Source organism: Phytohabitans sp. LJ34, assembly GCF_052068095.1.
Taxonomy (GTDB): domain Bacteria; phylum Actinomycetota; class Actinomycetes; order Mycobacteriales; family Micromonosporaceae; genus Phytohabitans.
The window spans coordinates 1-15529 of record NZ_JBQHDG010000051.1 but is presented as its reverse complement, the minus strand read 5'-3'; the positions used below and the strand labels follow the sequence as shown (position 1 = coordinate 15529).

Here is a 15529-nt window from a genome sequence, read left to right as displayed (position 1 = left end):
ATGGAACTGGTCAAGAAGGTCAACGCCGGCGAAGCCGTCGAACCCCGCATCATCACCAAGGAAACCACCTTCACCCAAGAGCAGGCCAAGACCGTCCTGCCCGAACGCCAGTACTGACCCGCTGCCATCTGACGCCCCGCTACCAACTGGGGTCGATACGAGATCTAGGAGACTTAGGGCCGATATGGCGCCCTAGGTCTCCTAGATCTCAACCCACGCGCCGCTGTGACAGCGACGAAGCTCCGCCCAGCGTCACCAGCATCGGGAGCCGGGCCTTGAGATCTAGGAGACTTAGGGTTGATATGGCGCCCTAACTCTCCAAGATCTGGCATCGGACGCTGTTCACGCCGCCTGTGGCGGTTACTCGCGGTGACATCCCGAAGGTCTCTAGATCGTTGACCCGGTTTGGCGACGAGGGTGAGAGGTCCTGGTGATCGTGGTCGTTTAGACCCCCTGGAGGGGGCCCAGATGACCACGATTTACAAGACGGCACGCCGATCAAGGGATCAGACGGCCCCGTCGCCGGGTGATCAGGGGACATTTTGGACCAACCATGGTCTCGCCCCCAAGACGGATCCTGCTCCTCTGCGACCGGTGGTCCAGGCGTGCCCTGACCAGAACCGAAGTACCGGGACGAGGCCGGAGTAGACACGACGTCGACGCAGGATCCCAACCCACCTGCCGCGGCGACCTTGCACCGCGGACCTGGCAGCGGAGGTCGGGGGTCTCGGCGAGCGCTGCGAGCCGCCGACCGGAGCGGTGCCCGCGGGAGCATACGGTCCGCAACTGGCGCGGACGCGGGCAAACCAGCATTTGAAAGATCCGGGCAATTCAGCATTGGAAAAGGGCCCCGCCGAAGCGGGGCCCTGAGAAGCGAAAGCTCACTCGCCGAAGTCGCCGAAGTCGCCGCCGCCCTCGAAGACGTCGTCCATCGCCTCGCCGAGCACCATGCCGCCGAGGATGCCGGCGCCCGCACCGGCGATCACCGCGCCGGCACCCATGCCGCGGCCGTGGCCGCCCTTGCCGTGGCCGCCGGGGAAGCCGTGCGAGGCGCGCATGCTGGAGTAGCGGTCGCTGGCGGAGCGTACCCAGCCGTCGACGACCGTCGACCAGTCGGTCTGGTCCACGGTGGCGTGGTCGACGCGGAAGCGGCCGTAGGCGTCGTGGCCGCTGCTCAGGAAGCCGCCGCGCTTGTCGAACTCCAGGATCACCTCGACGCCCTGCGGGTCGGCGACGAAGGTGAGCTCGACCTCGGTGATGCCGCCGGCGTACTGGGGCGGCGGGAAGAACTCGATCTCCTGGTAGAACGGCAGCTGCTGGTTGACGCCGTGGATGCGGCCGCGTTCGAGGTCGGCGCTCTTGAAGCGGAAGCCCAGGCGGTTGAACGCGTCGAGGATGCGCTCCTGCGCGGGCAGCGGATGCACCTGCACCGGGTCGAGGTCACCCTTGTCGACCGCCCGCGCCACGGCCAGCTCGGTGCGCAGGCCCATGGTCATGCCGCGCAGGCGCTGGCCGTACACGTCGGTCACCGGCGCCTCCCACGGCACCGGGAAGCGGAAGGGGATCTCCTTGCGCTCGCCCTTGCCCAGCGGGAAGGCGCCCGCGACGGCCACGCGGTGGAACTCCACAGTGGAGTCGTAGTTGGCGTCGCCGCTCTCCACCTCCACCCGGGTCACGAGCCCGAGCGAGACTTGGTCGATCTTGACGTCGTGGTCGCCGCCCAGGATGTGGATCTGGCCGTCCAGGGTCAGGCCTGGCCGGGTGTTGGAGTTGGAGAGCACGGTGTCGACGGACGGGCCGCCGACGCCGAAGGCGCCCAACAACTTCTTGAATACCATCGATGCTCCTATCGCATCCGCCGGCCCTGCGGCACGGCATCCGTCTCGTCGTCGAACTCGCCGATGACCTCTTCGAGCAGGTCTTCCAGGGCGACGAAGCCGACCGTGCGCTCGCCCTCGCGGACGAGCGCGAGCTGGGCGCGTTCGGCCCGCATCGCCGCGACCGCCTCGGTGACCGCCGCCGTGGCCGGGAGCGTGAACGGCTCCGTCATGAACTCGGCCGCGGTGGCGGGCCGCCCGAAGGTGGTCGCCCTTACAGCGTCCCGCACATGAACAAGACCGACCAGGGCCTGCGGGCCAACCACCCCCAGGCGGGACCGCCCGCAGCCGCGCGAGATCCGCTCGATCCGTTCGGCGGTGGCGTCGGCCGGCACGGTGACCAGCTGGTCGAGCGGCTGCATCACGGCACGGACGGTCGTGCGCTGGAGCTGGAGCATGCTGGTCAGCAGCTGCTCCTGATCGGCGGCGAGCGTGCCGTGCTCGCGCGACTGCTCGAGCAGGATGCGCAGCTCCTCCGGCCCGTGCACCTGCGCGAGCTGGTCCTGCGGCTCCACCTTGGCCAGCCGCAGCACGCCGTTGGCCAGGCCGTTGAAGACCACCAGCGCCGGCCTCGTGAGCCGCGCGAAGGCCCGGAACGGCAGCGCCAGCAGCAGCGCCGAGCGCTCCGGGTCGGTGATCGCCCACGACTTCGGCGCCATCTCGCCGACCACCAGGTGGAGGAAGCCGACCAGCAGCAGCGCCACGACGAACGCGACCACGTGGCTGGCCGTGTCGGGCAGCCCCACCCCGTGCAGCGCGGGGCCGATCACGTGCTCGATCGCCGGCTCGGCGAGCGCGCCCAGCCCCAGCGTGCACAGCGTGATGCCGAGCTGGGCCCCAGCGAGCATGACGGACAGCTCGCGGGTGCCTTCGAGGGCGGCGCGGGCGGCGCGGCTGCCATCGGCGGCGGCCTGCTCCAACCGGTATCGCTTGCTGCCCACCAGCGCGAACTCGGCCGCCACGAAGAAGCCGTTGAGCGCCAAGAGAACGAACGACAGGATCAACGCCCAGGTGGTGCTCATGCCCGCACCTCCAGGCGCACCGAGCCGGGCACGTGGCGCTCGACCGACTCGACCGAGAGCACCGCCTCGGCGAGCTCGACCCGGTCGCCGACCGACGGCACCCGGCCCAGCTCTCGCATCACGAGGCCGGAGATCGTGTCGTACTCGGGGGCCTCGGGCAGCTCCACACCTGTCGCGTCGACCACCTCGTCGATGCGCCAGCGGGCCGGCACGAGCCACGAGCCGTCGTCCTGGCGGCGCGGTGCGGGCTCCGGGTGGTCGTCTTCGTCGCGGATCGGGCCGACCAGCTCCTCGGCGATGTCTTCCAGCGTGACCACGCCGGCGAAGCCGCCGTACTCGTCGACCACGCACGCCAGCTGGCGGTGCCCGGCGCGCAACCGGTCGAGCACCGCCGGCAGCGGGAGCGTGGCGGGCACCAGCAACGGGGCCACCGCCACCGCGAGCACCGGCGTCGTCGAGCGCTCGGCCGGCGGCACCTCCATCACGTCGGCGATGCTCACCACGCCGGTCACGTCGTCGACGCCCTCGCCGCCCCGCACCGGAAAGCGGGAGTGCCCGGTCTCCAGCAGGTCGACGACGCGGCGTACCGGCTCGTCGGCGCCCACGGTGTGCACGTCGACCCGGGGCACCATCGCCTCGCCGGCGGTGAGCCGGCGGAAGTCGAGGCCCCGGTCGAGCAGGGTGAAGATCTGCGCGTCGAGGTGACCCTCGGCGCGTGACTCCGCGATGATCTGCTCCAGGTCTTCGGCGGTGGCGCCGGAGGGCAGCTCCTCGATCGGCTCGACGCCGACCCGCCGCAGCAGCCGCGCGGCCGCCATGTCGAAGATCCGGATGAGCGGCGCGAACACCCTCAGGTAGATCAGCGTCGACCGGCTCAGTGCCCGGGCGAGGCGCTCCGGGCGGGCGATAGCCAGGTTTTTCGGGGCCAGCTCGCCCAGCACCATCTGGATGACCGTGGACAGGAGCAACACCAGGATCACCGACACCGGCAGGCTCACCGCGCGGGAGACCCCGGCCGTGCCGAGCAGGTCGGCCAGGCCCTCACCGACGAAGGGCTCCGCCACGTACCCGACGAGCAGCACGGTCACGGTGATGCCGAGCTGCGCGCCGGAGAGCATGAACGACAGCCGCCCGGTGACGGCCAGCGCCCGCGCGGCGGCCTGGTCACCCTCGTCGGCGAGGCGGCGCAGCTTGCCCCGGTCGACCGCGACGTAGCCGAACTCCTGCGCGACGAAGTATCCGGTCAGCGCGGTGAGCAAGAGAATGAGAAGAAGGCCGATCGCTATCAGCATCAGCGGCTGGTGTCACCCGGCTCGGTATGGCTGCCCTCCGGGGCAGATGCCACGATCATGGCCGGCATCTTATCTGAGCTGGCTGGACGTTTCCTGAGAAGCTTCTCCGAATTGAGCACGGCCAGCGGGCCGATCACCGCGAGCACGAGCACATAGCCGGCGACGAAGGGCGCGATCCGCGAGTCGAGCCCCGCCGCGACCGCCAGCGAACCCAGGATCAGCGAGAACTCCCCACGGGTGAGCACGGTCAGGCCGATGTTGGCGGCCTCCTGGCGCCCGTACCCGTGCAATCGCGCGGCGAGCAGTCCGGCGGCGATGTTGAGTACGACGGTGAGCACCACCGCGACCGTGATCGGCACCAGCACCGGACCGATGTCGCCGGGGTCGATGGTGAGGCCGAAGGTGAAGAAGAAGATCGCGGCGAAGCCGTCCCGCAGCGGGCGCACCAGCGACCGCACCCGTTCGGCGGCGGTCGAGCCGCCGAGCACGAGGCCGATCATGAACGCGCCGATCGCGTCCGACACGCCAAGCTCCTCCGCCACGCCCGCGGAGAGCACGGCCAGCCCGACGAAGAAGACGACGAGCAGCTCGTCGTTGAAGACGCGCAGCAGCCGCCCGGCCGCGCGGGCGCCCCAGCGGGCCAGCGCGGCGAGCACGATCAGAAACGTGAACGCCTTGGCCAGGTCGGTCGCCACCTCGACCGGACCGCTGGCGTTGCCCAGCACCGGCTGGAGGATCGCCAAGTAGAGCGCGAGGAAGATGTCCTCGATCACGATCACGCCGAGGATCAGGCGGGACTCGGGGTTGCGCAGCCGGCCGGTCTCGACCAGCAGCTTGGTCACGATCGCCGAAGAGGAGATGCCGACGACGCCGGCGATCACCAGCGCCTCGCGGGTGCCCCAGCCGAACGCGAAGCCGAGCGCGAGCCCGCCGCCGATGTTGAGCACGAGGTAGCCGAGGCCGGCGGCGAGCATCCGCCGCCCGCCCGCGACAAGGTCGTCGGTGTGAAACTCCAGGCCCAGGTAGAAGAGCAGGAAGACGAGGCCGAGGGCGGCGACCAGGGCCAGGTCGTCGGGGTTCTCGACGAGCGCGATGCCGGGCGTGTGCGGGCCGAACACCACGCCCGCGAGCATGAACAGGGGAATCGTCGGCAGGCCGATCCTGGCTCCCAGGCGGGCCAGCACGGCCGCCGCCAGAAACGCCCCACCCAGGGCAACGAGTGCGTCGCCAACGTGCATGGGTATGCCTCCACTCCGCGCCGGGGTGACGGCGCGTCGATCTCGATGCGGGCGAGGATCAGTGGAGGTGCGGTGGCGCGCGTGAGGAGCGTGGTGCGGAGGTGACGACCGCGGGCCGGGTCGCGTCGGGCTCGGCCGCCACGGCCGGCCCACCCTCCGCGCGTGGCGGAAGATCATTCCTTGGTACCGGCGCCGGGTCCAGCCGTTGGTCGTGAGTCACGGACGCCGGGGCGGTGTGCACGACCGCCGCGCCGATCGAGGCGGGACCGTGTGCCATGGCGCCGGCCGGCGCGGCCGTCGAGCCGGCGCCGTGCACAGAGGTGGCGACGAGCAGCGCGAGCAGGAATGCCGCGACACCTCGCATGCGCTCTCCCCACCGCTCGCCGAGTGGTAAGCCTAGCTGACCCGCCCGGTCGTTACTCCGCGTAGGTGTCGTACCCCCGGGGCAGTATTGGGTTCGTGGTGGACGTGCTGGAGCGTTTCGGGCGGGCGACGCGGGAGTGGTTCGGCGCCGCGTTCGCGGCGCCGACCGAGGCGCAGGCCGGCGCCTGGCGGGCGATCGGTGACGGGCATCACGCGCTGGTCGTCGCACCCACCGGCTCGGGCAAGACGCTCGCCGCGTTCCTCTGGTCGCTCGACCGGCTGGCCCGCGAGCCGGCGCCGGCCGACCCCAAGCGGCGGTGCCGCGTGCTCTACGTGAGCCCACTCAAGGCGCTCGCGGTCGACGTCGAGCGCAATCTGCGGGCTCCCCTCGCCGGCATCCGCCACGCCGCCGCCCGCCTCGGCGTCCCGCAGCCCGACATCACGGTGGGCATGCGCACCGGCGACACGCCGGCCGACGAGCGGCGGGCGTTCCAGCGCACCCCGCCGGACATCCTGATCACCACGCCTGAGTCGCTGTTTCTGCTGCTCACGTCGGCCGCGCGAGAGTCGCTGGCCGGCGTCGAGACGGTGATCGTCGACGAGGTGCACGCGGTCGCCGCCACCAAGCGCGGCGCCCACCTCGCGCTCTCGTTGGAGCGGCTCGACGCGATGCTGCCCCGGCCGGCGCAGCGGATCGGCCTCTCCGCCACCGTGCGCCCGATCGAGGAGACCGCCCGCTTCCTCGGCGGCTCCCGCGACGTCGAGGTGGTGCAGCCGCGCAGCGCCAAGACCATCGAGGTCAGCGTGCAGGTGCCGGTCGAAGACATGACCCAGCTCGACGAGGTGGGCGAGCCGGAGGAGGGCTCGCGCCGCGCGTCGATCTGGCCGGCGGTCGAGGAGCGGGTGTTCGCGCTGATCGGGCAGCACCGGTCGACGATCGTGTTCACCAACGCGCGGCGTTCCGCCGAGCGGCTCTGCGCGAGGCTCAACGAGCTGGCGGCGGAAAAGCACGAGATCGACGCGTTGCCGGCGGCCATCATGGCGCAGTCGGGCGCGGCGACCGGCGCCCCGCCGGTGATCGCCCGCGCCCACCACGGCAGCGTCTCCCGCGAGGAGCGCAAACATATCGAAGAGTCGCTCAAGTCCGGCCAGCTGCCCGCGGTGGTCGCGACGTCCAGCCTCGAGCTCGGCATCGACATGGGCGCGGTCGACCTCGTCGTGCAGATCGAGGCGCCGCCGAGCGTGGCCGCCGGCCTCCAGCGCATCGGCCGCGCCGGCCACCAGGTGGGCGCGATCTCCCGCGGCGTGGTCTTTCCCAAGCACCGGGGCGACCTGCTCTCCTGTGCGGTGGTCACGGAGCGGATGGGCGAGGGCGCGATCGAGGAGCTGCGCTACCCGCGCAACCCGCTCGACGTGCTCGCCCAGCAGATCGTCGCGATGGTGGCGCTCGACCAGTGGACGCTCGCCGACCTCAGCACGCTGGTCCGCCGCGCCGCGCCCTTCGCCGAGCTGCCCGACTCCGCGCTGCACGCGGTGCTCGACATGCTCTCCGGGCGCTACCCGTCGACCGCGTTCGCCGAGCTGCGCCCCCGCCTCGTCTGGGATCGCGCGGCCGACCTGCTCACCGGCCGCCCCGGCGCCCAGCGACTGGCGGTGACCAGCGGCGGCACCATCCCCGACCGCGGCCTCTTCGGCGTGTTCCTGGCCGGGGCGGAGCGGGCCGCCCGGGTCGGCGAGCTCGACGAGGAGATGGTCTACGAGTCGCGCGTCGGCGACGTCTTCCTGCTCGGCTCCACCTCCTGGCGGATCGAAGACATCACGCCCGACCGGGTGCTCGTCTCACCCGCGCCGGGTGCGGCCGCCCGCATGCCGTTCTGGAAGGGTGACCAGCTCGGCCGCCCAGTCGAGCTGGGCCGCGCGATCGGTGCCCGGCTGCGGGCGCTCGTGCGGCAGGACGACGAGACCGCCACCGCCGCGCTCCGGGCCGGCGGGCTCGACGAGTGGGCCGCCGCAAACCTGATGGCCTACCTGCGCGAGCAGCGCGAGGCGACCCGCGCGCTCCCCGACGACCGCACCATCGTGGTCGAGCGCTTCCGCGACGAGCTCGGCGACTGGCGGCTGGCCGTCCACTGTGTGCTCGGTGCGAAGGTCAACGGCCCGTGGGCGCTCGCGGTGGCCCGCCGCCTCACCGAGCGCTACGGCGTCGACGCGCAGGTCATGCCCTCCGACGACGGCATCGTGGTGCGCCTGCCCGACACGGCCGACCAGCCGCCCGGCGCAGACCTCGTGGCCTTCGACCCGGAGGAGATCACCCAGCTGGTCGAGGAGTCGGTCGGCACCTCGGCGCTGTTCGCGTCCCGGTTCCGCGAGTGCGCCGCCCGGTCGCTGCTGCTCCCCCGCCGCGACCCGCGCCGCCGCCAGCCGCTCTGGCAGCAGCGGCAAAAGGCGGCCCAGCTGCTCGACGTGGCCAGGGAGTATGCGGACTTCCCGGTCACGCTCGAGGCCGCCCGCGAGTGCCTCCAAGACGTCTTCGACGTGCCCGGCCTGGTGGGGCTGATGCGCGACCTGGCCGCGCGCAAGGTGCGGCTTGTCGAGGTGGAGAGCGCCAGGCCGTCGCCGTTCGCCCGGTCGCTGCTCTTCGGCTACGTCGGCGCTTTCCTGTACGAGGGCGACGCGCCCCTCGCCGAGCGCCGGGCCGCCGCGCTGGCGCTCGACTCCACGCTGCTCGGCGAGCTGCTCGGCCGGGTCGACCTGCGCGAGCTGCTGGAGCCGTCGGTGGTCACCGCGACCGAGCGGCAGCTCCAGTGGCTCACCGACGAGCGCCGCCCCCGCGACGCGGAAGACGTGGCCGAGCTGCTGCGCCTGCTCGGTGACCTCTCCGACGCCGAGCTGGCGGCTCGCGGGGCTTCCGTCGACTGGCCTTTGGATCTTGAGCGCGCCAAGCGCGCGTTGCGGGTGCGCATCGCCGGCGAAGACCGGTGGATCGCCGTGGAAGACGCCGGCCGCTACCGCGACGCGCTCGGCGTGGCCCTGCCGGTCGGCGTCGCCCAGGCGTACGTGGAGCCGGTCGCCGACCCGCTGGGCGACCTCGTCGCGCGCTACGCCCGCACACACGCCCCGTTCACGGCCGCCGCCTGCGCCGCCCGCTTCGGGCTCGGCGTCTTCGTGGTCGAGCAGGCACTCCGCCGCCTCGCCGCGACCGGGCGCGTGGTCTCCGGCGAGTTCTCACCCGAGGGCGCGGGTGCCGAGTGGTGCGACGCCGAGGTGCTGCGCATGCTGCGGCGCCGCTCGCTGGCCGCGCTGCGCCGCGAGATCGAGCCGGTGCCGCCACGCGCGCTGGCCACGTTCCTGCCCCGGTGGCAGCACGTCGGCGCCTCCTCCCGCGGCGTCGAGGCCGTGGCCGCGGCGGTCGAGCAGCTGCAAGGCGCCGCGGTGCCCGCCTCGGCCCTGGAGCGGCTGGTGCTGCCCGGCCGGGTGGCCGACTACTCGCCCGCCTACCTCGACGAGCTCTGCGCCTCCGGCGAGGTGCTGTGGTCCGGCTCCGGCGCGATCGCCGGTGGCGACGGGTGGGTCACCCTGGCATACGCGGACATGGCCCCGCTCCTGCTGCCCCCGCCGGACGAGTCGCTCGCCCTCACCCCGCTCCACCAGGCCGTCCTCGACTCGCTCGCCGACGGCCAGGCCCTCTTCTTCCGCGCCCTCTCGGACCGGGTCGGTTCCGCTCTGTCCGCCGGTTCACCTGACCGCCCGCCCAGCTCCGCGGCCGGGGCCTCGGCCAGCTCCGACGGCGCGGCGGCCGGGCCGCCGGCTCGGTCGGCCGGGAGTGGTGGCGTGACCTGGTCCGGGGGTGGGCCGGGCAGCCTGACCGACGAAGACCTGGCGGCCGCGGTGTGGGATCTCGTCTGGGCGGGGTGGCTGACCAACGACACGCTCGCCCCGCTGCGCACGCTCCTCGGCGGCGGAGGCGGCGCCCACCGCGCCAAGCCGGCCGCACCCCGCACCCGATACCGCCGTCCCGGCCGTGTGGCTCTCCCCTCCCGCACCGGCCCGCCCACCGTGGCCGGCCGCTGGTCACGCCTGCCCGAGCGCGACACCGACCCCACCCGCCGCGCCGCCGCGGTCGCCGATGCCCTGCTCGAGCGCCACGGCGTGGTCACCCGCGGCGCGGTCGCCGCCGAGGGCGTCGTGGGCGGGTTCGCGGCCGTCTATCCGGTGCTCGCCGCCCTGGAGGAGCGGGGCGCCGCCCGCCGCGGCTACTTCGTCGAGGGCTTGGGCGCCGCCCAGTTCGCCGTGCCGGGTGCGGTCGACCGCCTGCGCGCGCTGGCCGACGAGCACCGCCGCACACCCGGCGCGCTGGTGCTCGCGGCGACCGATCCGGCCAGCCCGTACGGCGCGGCGCTGCCCTGGCCCGAGCGCGTGGTCGCGCAGGAAGGCGCCGGCCACCGCCCCGGCCGCAAGGCCGGGGCCCTGGTGGTCCTGGTCGCCGGCGAGCTGACCCTCTACGTCGAACGCGGCGGCCGCACCCTACTGTCCTTTGTAGACGACGACGAGGCGCTGGCCGCCGCCGCCAAGGCACTCGCCGACGCGGTGCACACCGGAGCGCTCGGCGCGCTGTCGGTCGAGCGCGCCGACGGCGAGGCCGTCTTCACCTCCCCGCTGCGCGACGCCCTGACGTCGGCCGGCTTCCGCGCGACACCGAGAGGCCTCCGCCTCCGCGGCTAGGGCGTGTTTCACAAGGGCCGGTCGTCGTCTGGGCCCGCCGCAGGCCGGCCATGCCCTTATGAAAACACGCCCTAGCGCGCCGACCCACTATCCCGCGAGCAGCTGGGCCAGCAGGCGTTCGCCGAGAGGCCAGGGGCCGTGGCCGCTCGCGGTGTTGAGGTGGCCGACGGCGCCGGCGTCGACGAACTCGGCGCCCAGGACGGCCGCGAACTCCCGCGCCCGTGCGAACGTCATGTGTTCGTCGTCGCGGCTGCCCACCACGATCGCGCGAAACGGCAGCGGGGTCAGCGTGATCGGCACGTCCGGTGGCACGGTCAGCAGCGCGGCCGCGACCGGGCCGGTGTGTGCCGCCGCCCAGCTCGCCACCGTCAGGCAGCCCATGCTCGTCGCGACAAGCACGGCCGGCGACGGGTCGGCGGCCAGCGCGGCGTCGAGCGCGAGCACGCGGGCCTCGAGGTCGGTGTCGGGCGTGGTGCGGCGGCGCACCCACACGTAATCGGGGTGCGCCTCGGCCCACAGGGTCATCCAGTGTGCCGGGCCGGCGGGGCTGCGGCCGGGCACCAGCAGCACGCGCGTCACGGCAGCTGCGGTGCCACCTCGGAGGCGAACAGGTCCAGGTGGTCGAGGTCGCTCAGGTCGAGGAACTGGAGGAAGAAACGGGTGGCGCCCAGGTCGGCGTACTGCCCGATCTGGTCGACGACCTCGGACGGCGTGCCGGTGATGCCGCCGCCGGTCAGCCCGATCCGCTCGGCCCGCGCCTTCGCCTCCGCGGGTGTACGTCCACATGCGACGGTCTGCGCCGCGGAGAAGACGATCGGCACCTCGCGGCCCTGCGTCGCGCACGCCTCGCGCACCCGCCCGTACACCGCGCGGGTCTGGTCGACCGGGCGGAACGGCACGTTGAACTCGTCCGCGTACCGGGCGGCAAGCGCCGGCGTGCGCTTCGGGCCGGCGCCCCCGATGATGACCGGCGGGCCGGGTGTCTGTGCCGGCTTGGGTAGGCCGGGCGAGTCGGTCAGCTGGTAGTGGTCGCCGTGGAAGGTGAAGCGCTCGCCGACCGGGGTGCGCCACAGGCCGGTGATGATCTCCAGCTGCTCTTCGAGGCGGTCGAAACGCTGGCCCACCGGCGGAAACGGGATGCCGTACGCGGCGTGCTCGGCCTCGAACCAGCCCGCGCCGAGGCCGAGCTCGATGCGGCCACCGCTCATCTGGTCGGCCTGCGCCACCGCGATCGCCAGCGGCCCGGGCAGCCGAAAGGTCGCCGACGACACGAGCGTGCCAAGCCGGATCCGGCTGGTCTGCACGGCGAGAGCGGCCAGCGTCAGCCAGGCGTCGGTCGGCCCGGGCAGGCCCGCGGTGTCCATGGACAGGAAGTGGTCGGAGCGGAAGAAGCCGTCGAAGCCGCACTCCTCGGCCCGCTGGGCGACCTTGAGCAGGTCGTCGTACGAGGCGCCTTCCTGGGGTTCCGTGAAAACACAAAGCCGCATGTGATCACCCTATCGAGCACGCCGGTACGGGACGGACACGAGCAGCGATCGCCCGCTAACGTTCAGGCATGGGCGGCTTCGAATGGATCAGCTTAACGACCGACTACGGGCTCTCCGACGGCTTCGTCGCCGCGTGCCACGGGGTGATCGCGCGCCTCGCCCCCGGGGTGCGGGTCATCGACGTCACGCACGGGGTGGCGCCGGGTGACGTGCCCCGCGGCGCCGCCGTGCTCGCGCAGACCGTCCCCCACCTGCCACCGGCGGTACACATCGCGGTCGTGGATCCCGGTGTGGGCACGGCCCGGCGCGGAGTCGCGGCACGCACGCCCGGCGGCCTGCTCGTCGGTCCTGACAACGGCCTGCTGCCGTGGGCGGCGGACGCGCTCGGCGGCATCGAGGCGCTGGTGGAGCTGGCCAACCCGGAGTGGTTTCTGCCCGACGTGTCGCGCACGTTCCACGGCCGAGACATTTTCGCGCCGGTGGCCGCGCGGCTCGCGGTCGGCGCCGACATCGCCGACGCCGGCCCGGCCACCGACCCCGCGACGCTGGTCCGCCTGGCCGACCCGGTGGTCGCGGTCGGCGAGGGGTGGCTGGAGGCGGAGGTGCTGACCATCGACCGGTTCGGCAACGTGCAGCTCGCGGCCACCGGCGAGGCCCTCGACGGGCTCGGCGAGCACCTGCGGGTCGGCGGGGTGCGCGCGGTGCGGGGCGCCACCTTCGCGGCGGCGGCGCCGGGTGGTCTGGTGGTCTACGTGGACTCCGCCGGCCGCGCCGCCGTCGCCATCAACGGCGGCCGGGCCGCCGTCGTGCTCTCGGTGACACCCGGAGACGTGGTACGTCTGGTCGCGGCCTGAGCGCCGGCTCAGGCGCTCGCACCCGGCGACTCAGCCGATGCGGTGGTGCATCCACACGTTCGGCTCGATGTAGACCGCGACGTCCTGGTCGACGTCGCAGTGCACGGGGTTGAGCGCCTCGGGCACGTGCACCTGGCCGGTCTTGTCGAAGGGCAGGCCGGTCCACTCCCGCCAGCGGGCCAGCTGACCGGGGATGACCATGCTGGTGTGCGCGACGTTGACGATCTTCCCGCCGGCGCGCACGTGCACCCGAAGCCACGGGTCGTGGGGCAGGCCGTCGTCGCGGGTCCAGGTGACGTACTCGTCGATCGGCACGTCGGGGTGCTCGTGCTTGCCGCTCGGCCGCACCGGCGCGACGAGGTCGGTAAAGCCCAGCCGGGCCGCGTTGGCCCGCATCGCGGCGAGCATGCGCCCGGAGAGGCCGCCGCGGCGCAGGTCGGGACGGACGAAGATCTCGATGGCGGAGACGATCGTGGGTGAGGTGCCGCTCAGCCGGTCGTACGCCGACGTGCGGACCACCCAGTCCCACCCGCCGTCGGGCATGCCGTCGGCCGGGTCCTCCTCCCACGAGATCGGCACCGAGTGCGCCTTGGCAACCGGCTGCCCGGTCGCCTGGTCGACGGCGATCAGCACGTACTCCGGGTAGGTGCTCACGTGGTAGCCGAAGAAGAGCCCGGCCGTCGGATCCTGGGACATGAACTCCGGCCAAAGCCCGGAGAGCTGGCCGAGCATCGGACCCCACTCCGGGCGGGCGGCGACGGTCGCGATCTCGATGTCCATCCGCACATCGTAGGGAGAGCTCGCGTCGCGGGCTCCTCCTTTTCCTGGGGAGAGCCGGCGCGACGCCCGGTGCGGGAGGATGGGAAAGTGCCCGAAGGTGACACCGTCTGGAATACGGCCCGCGCGCTGCACCGCGCCCTGGCCGGCGGCCGGCTCACCGCGACCGACTTCCGGGTGCCCCAGCTCGCGACCGCCGACCTGAGCGGCTGGACCGTGCTGGAGTCGGCCAGCCGGGGCAAGCACCTGCTGCTGCGCACGCGCGACCCCGAGGGCGGGCGCCACCTGACGCTCCACTCGCACCTGCGGATGGACGGGGCCTGGCGGGCGTACACGCCGGGCGCGCGCTGGGCCGCCCGCCCCGCGCACCTGATCCGCGCAGTGCTGCGCACGGCCGACGCGGTCGCGGTCGGCTACCACATCCACGAACTGGCGCTGGTGCCGACCGAAGACGAGAAGAGCTTGGTCGGGCACCTCGGCCCCGACCTGCTCGGCGCCGACTGGGATCCGGCCGAGGCCGCGCGGCGGCTTGCCGCCCACCCGGACACCGCGATCGCCGAGGCGCTGCTCGACCAGCGCAACCTCGCTGGCATCGGAAACCTGTACAAGTGCGAGGTGCTCTTCCTGCGCGGCGTCGACCCGTGGACGCTGGTGCGTGACGTGCCCGACCTGCCGGCGATGGTCGCGCTCGCGCAGAAGCTGCTGGCCGCCAACCGCGGGCGGTGGACGCAGTCGACGACGGGCTCGCTGCGGCGCACCGAGACCACCTACGTGTACGGCCGCCGCGCCCAGCCCTGCCGTCGCTGCGGCACGCCGATCCGCAAGGTGGAGCAGGCCGACCGGGTCACGTACTGGTGCCCGGGATGTCAATCCTGACCTTCGCCCACGCGGGCGACGACGTTCGCGGCGCCCGGTAGGTCGGTGGGGAGCGCGACGATCCGGGCGTGCTCGATCATCGCGCGGATCGCGGCGGCCGCGTCGTCGCGGACGAGGGCCACCACCCGTTCGGGTGACGTGCGGGCCATCGGCGCCTCCGCGGCGAAGACCGAGGGGATGTGCGTGCCCGCCTCCAGCAGCAGCGCCAGCGCCTCCCACCCGGTCGCGGCGTCGGGCACCTCCACGGCCAGCACGGCGAGCCCGGCCGGCAGCGCGTCGTGGTACATCTCGGCGAGGCCCGCACGGAGGTGCTCGGCGGTCGCGTACCCGGCGCACACCGTCACCCGGACGGGTGCCAGCATCACGGCCGCCCATGCCTGCACCAGCGCGCGGACGGCCTGGGGCGGCGGCCCGTGCGAGGCCATCGCCCCGTGCAGGGTGCGCACGTCGTCGAGGACCACCCGGACCCCGTACCCGGCCTCGGCCCGCTCCCGCCCCAGCCGCGCGTACGCCGGGATGGCCGACCGGCCCTCGACCAGCGCCCGGGTGATCGCCTCCACGCCTGGTACCCACCAGTCCTCCGGCGCCCAGCCCTCGTCCTCCGCGCCGGACCGCCAGGCGTCCCGCAGCGCCTCGGCGTCCGTCCGGTACCGGTAGATCGTCCGGGCCCGCCGCTCGGCGGCCTTCGCCGAGAGCCACCGGTCGCCATCCATTGCCATGAACCGCTCCCACGTTCGGTGCGAAACCCTTGGCCATTCGGGCCTCGTCACCACCACGACAGGGCGACCCCGGGGTTATGACTCTGGTTTTTGGGAGAGGATTTATCGGGACAACCCGGACGGGGGACGTGACAGCGGTTCCGGTGCGGCGTTTGTCCCTGTGTTTCCCCCCGCACCCCCTGGCAGGGACGATGACAGACGAATATGCCAGCGACGCCGAGTTGATCGCGGCCGTTCGGGCCGGTGACACCGCCGCCTACGAGCTGGTCTACCGCCGGCACGTGGACGCCGCCCGGCGGATG

Annotated in this window: 12 protein-coding genes; 3 read left to right on the top strand and 9 right to left on the bottom strand. The window is 73.1% G+C overall.

Annotated features, from left to right (window positions below; genetic code table 11):
• Positions 1 to 881 precede the first annotated feature (881 nt).
• The 5 genes from ACTMTJ_RS45075 to ACTMTJ_RS45055 are packed head-to-tail and all read right to left on the bottom strand — an operon-like array spanning position 882 to position 5793.
• Complete coding sequence (locus ACTMTJ_RS45075) at positions 882 to 1838, bottom strand: sporulation protein (protein ID WP_441225246.1); 957 nt, start codon at positions 1836 to 1838, stop codon at positions 882 to 884.
• 8 nt (positions 1839 to 1846) lie between these two features.
• The gene (locus ACTMTJ_RS45070; RefSeq protein ID WP_441225244.1) at positions 1847 to 2899 is read right to left on the bottom strand and encodes a hemolysin family protein; all 1053 of its coding nucleotides are present in this window, start codon (positions 2897 to 2899) and stop codon (positions 1847 to 1849) included.
• A complete protein-coding gene (locus ACTMTJ_RS45065; protein WP_441225242.1) occupies positions 2896 to 4191 on the bottom strand; it encodes a hemolysin family protein in 1296 nt (431 codons plus the stop codon). The genes ACTMTJ_RS45070 and ACTMTJ_RS45065 overlap by 4 nt, the downstream gene beginning before the upstream one ends.
• Positions 4191 to 5429, bottom strand: a complete 1239-nt coding sequence (locus tag ACTMTJ_RS45060; RefSeq protein WP_441225241.1) for a cation:proton antiporter — start codon at positions 5427 to 5429, stop codon at positions 4191 to 4193. Before ACTMTJ_RS45060 ends, ACTMTJ_RS45065 begins: the two co-directional genes overlap by 1 nt.
• Before the next feature lie 58 nt (positions 5430 to 5487).
• Entirely contained in the window at positions 5488 to 5793 is a 306-nt protein-coding gene (locus tag ACTMTJ_RS45055) for a hypothetical protein (RefSeq protein ID WP_441225240.1), read from the bottom strand.
• Positions 5794 to 5897: 104 nt separating this feature from the next.
• On the opposite strand from ACTMTJ_RS45055, the gene ACTMTJ_RS45050 reads away from it, so the two are divergent.
• Positions 5898 to 10514 (top strand): ATP-dependent helicase, encoded by a 4617-nt coding sequence (locus ACTMTJ_RS45050; RefSeq protein ID WP_441225248.1) that lies wholly within the window; start codon positions 5898 to 5900, stop codon positions 10512 to 10514.
• Between the two features lie 87 nt (positions 10515 to 10601).
• Here the strand turns inward: ACTMTJ_RS45050 and ACTMTJ_RS45045 are convergent, their stop codons facing one another.
• Both ACTMTJ_RS45045 and ACTMTJ_RS45040 read right to left on the bottom strand, forming a co-directional pair.
• Positions 10602 to 11093: an RBBP9/YdeN family alpha/beta hydrolase gene (locus ACTMTJ_RS45045; protein ID WP_441225238.1), complete on the bottom strand. Its 492-nt coding sequence runs from the start codon at positions 11091 to 11093 to the stop codon at positions 10602 to 10604.
• Positions 11090 to 12001 carry an LLM class F420-dependent oxidoreductase gene (locus ACTMTJ_RS45040; RefSeq protein ID WP_441225236.1) on the bottom strand — a complete coding sequence of 304 codons (912 nt, stop codon included), beginning with the start codon at positions 11999 to 12001 and terminating at the stop codon, positions 11090 to 11092. The genes ACTMTJ_RS45045 and ACTMTJ_RS45040 overlap by 4 nt, the downstream gene beginning before the upstream one ends.
• 68 nt (positions 12002 to 12069) lie before the next feature.
• Here ACTMTJ_RS45040 and ACTMTJ_RS45035 point away from each other — a divergent pair, with 68 nt between their 5' ends.
• Complete coding sequence (locus ACTMTJ_RS45035; RefSeq protein WP_441225234.1) at positions 12070 to 12855, top strand: SAM hydrolase/SAM-dependent halogenase family protein; 786 nt, start codon at positions 12070 to 12072, stop codon at positions 12853 to 12855.
• 30 nt (positions 12856 to 12885) lie between these two features.
• Here ACTMTJ_RS45035 and ACTMTJ_RS45030 read toward each other — a convergent pair whose 3' ends face one another.
• On the bottom strand, positions 12886 to 13635 hold the full coding sequence (locus tag ACTMTJ_RS45030; RefSeq protein WP_441225233.1) for an N-acetyltransferase: 750 nt from the start codon (positions 13633 to 13635) through the stop codon (positions 12886 to 12888).
• Between the two features lie 87 nt (positions 13636 to 13722).
• On the opposite strand from ACTMTJ_RS45030, the gene ACTMTJ_RS45025 reads away from it, so the two are divergent.
• Positions 13723 to 14508, top strand: a complete 786-nt coding sequence (locus tag ACTMTJ_RS45025; RefSeq protein ID WP_441225232.1) for a DNA-formamidopyrimidine glycosylase family protein — start codon at positions 13723 to 13725, stop codon at positions 14506 to 14508.
• Here the strand turns inward: ACTMTJ_RS45025 and ACTMTJ_RS45020 are convergent.
• Positions 14499 to 15227: a hypothetical protein gene (locus ACTMTJ_RS45020; protein WP_441225231.1), complete on the bottom strand. Its 729-nt coding sequence runs from the start codon at positions 15225 to 15227 to the stop codon at positions 14499 to 14501. The genes ACTMTJ_RS45025 and ACTMTJ_RS45020 overlap by 10 nt on opposite strands.
• Between the last annotated feature and the right edge of the window lie 302 nt (positions 15228 to 15529).

Coding starts and splice junctions, on each gene's coding strand:
- ACTMTJ_RS45040 (WP_441225236.1), bottom strand. CDS start 12,001: ATGCGGCTTTGTGTTTTCACGGAACCCCAGGAAGGCGCCTCGTACGAC.
- ACTMTJ_RS45020 (WP_441225231.1), bottom strand. CDS start 15,227: ATGGCAATGGATGGCGACCGGTGGCTCTCGGCGAAGGCCGCCGAGCGG.
- ACTMTJ_RS45055 (WP_441225240.1), bottom strand. CDS start 5,793: ATGCGAGGTGTCGCGGCATTCCTGCTCGCGCTGCTCGTCGCCACCTCT.
- ACTMTJ_RS45065 (WP_441225242.1), bottom strand. CDS start 4,191: ATGCTGATAGCGATCGGCCTTCTTCTCATTCTCTTGCTCACCGCGCTG.
- ACTMTJ_RS45030 (WP_441225233.1), bottom strand. CDS start 13,635: ATGGACATCGAGATCGCGACCGTCGCCGCCCGCCCGGAGTGGGGTCCG.
- ACTMTJ_RS45060 (WP_441225241.1), bottom strand. CDS start 5,429: ATGCACGTTGGCGACGCACTCGTTGCCCTGGGTGGGGCGTTTCTGGCG.
- ACTMTJ_RS45075 (WP_441225246.1), bottom strand. CDS start 1,838: ATGGTATTCAAGAAGTTGTTGGGCGCCTTCGGCGTCGGCGGCCCGTCC.
- ACTMTJ_RS45035 (WP_441225234.1), top strand. CDS start 12,070: ATGGGCGGCTTCGAATGGATCAGCTTAACGACCGACTACGGGCTCTCC.
- ACTMTJ_RS45070 (WP_441225244.1), bottom strand. CDS start 2,899: ATGAGCACCACCTGGGCGTTGATCCTGTCGTTCGTTCTCTTGGCGCTC.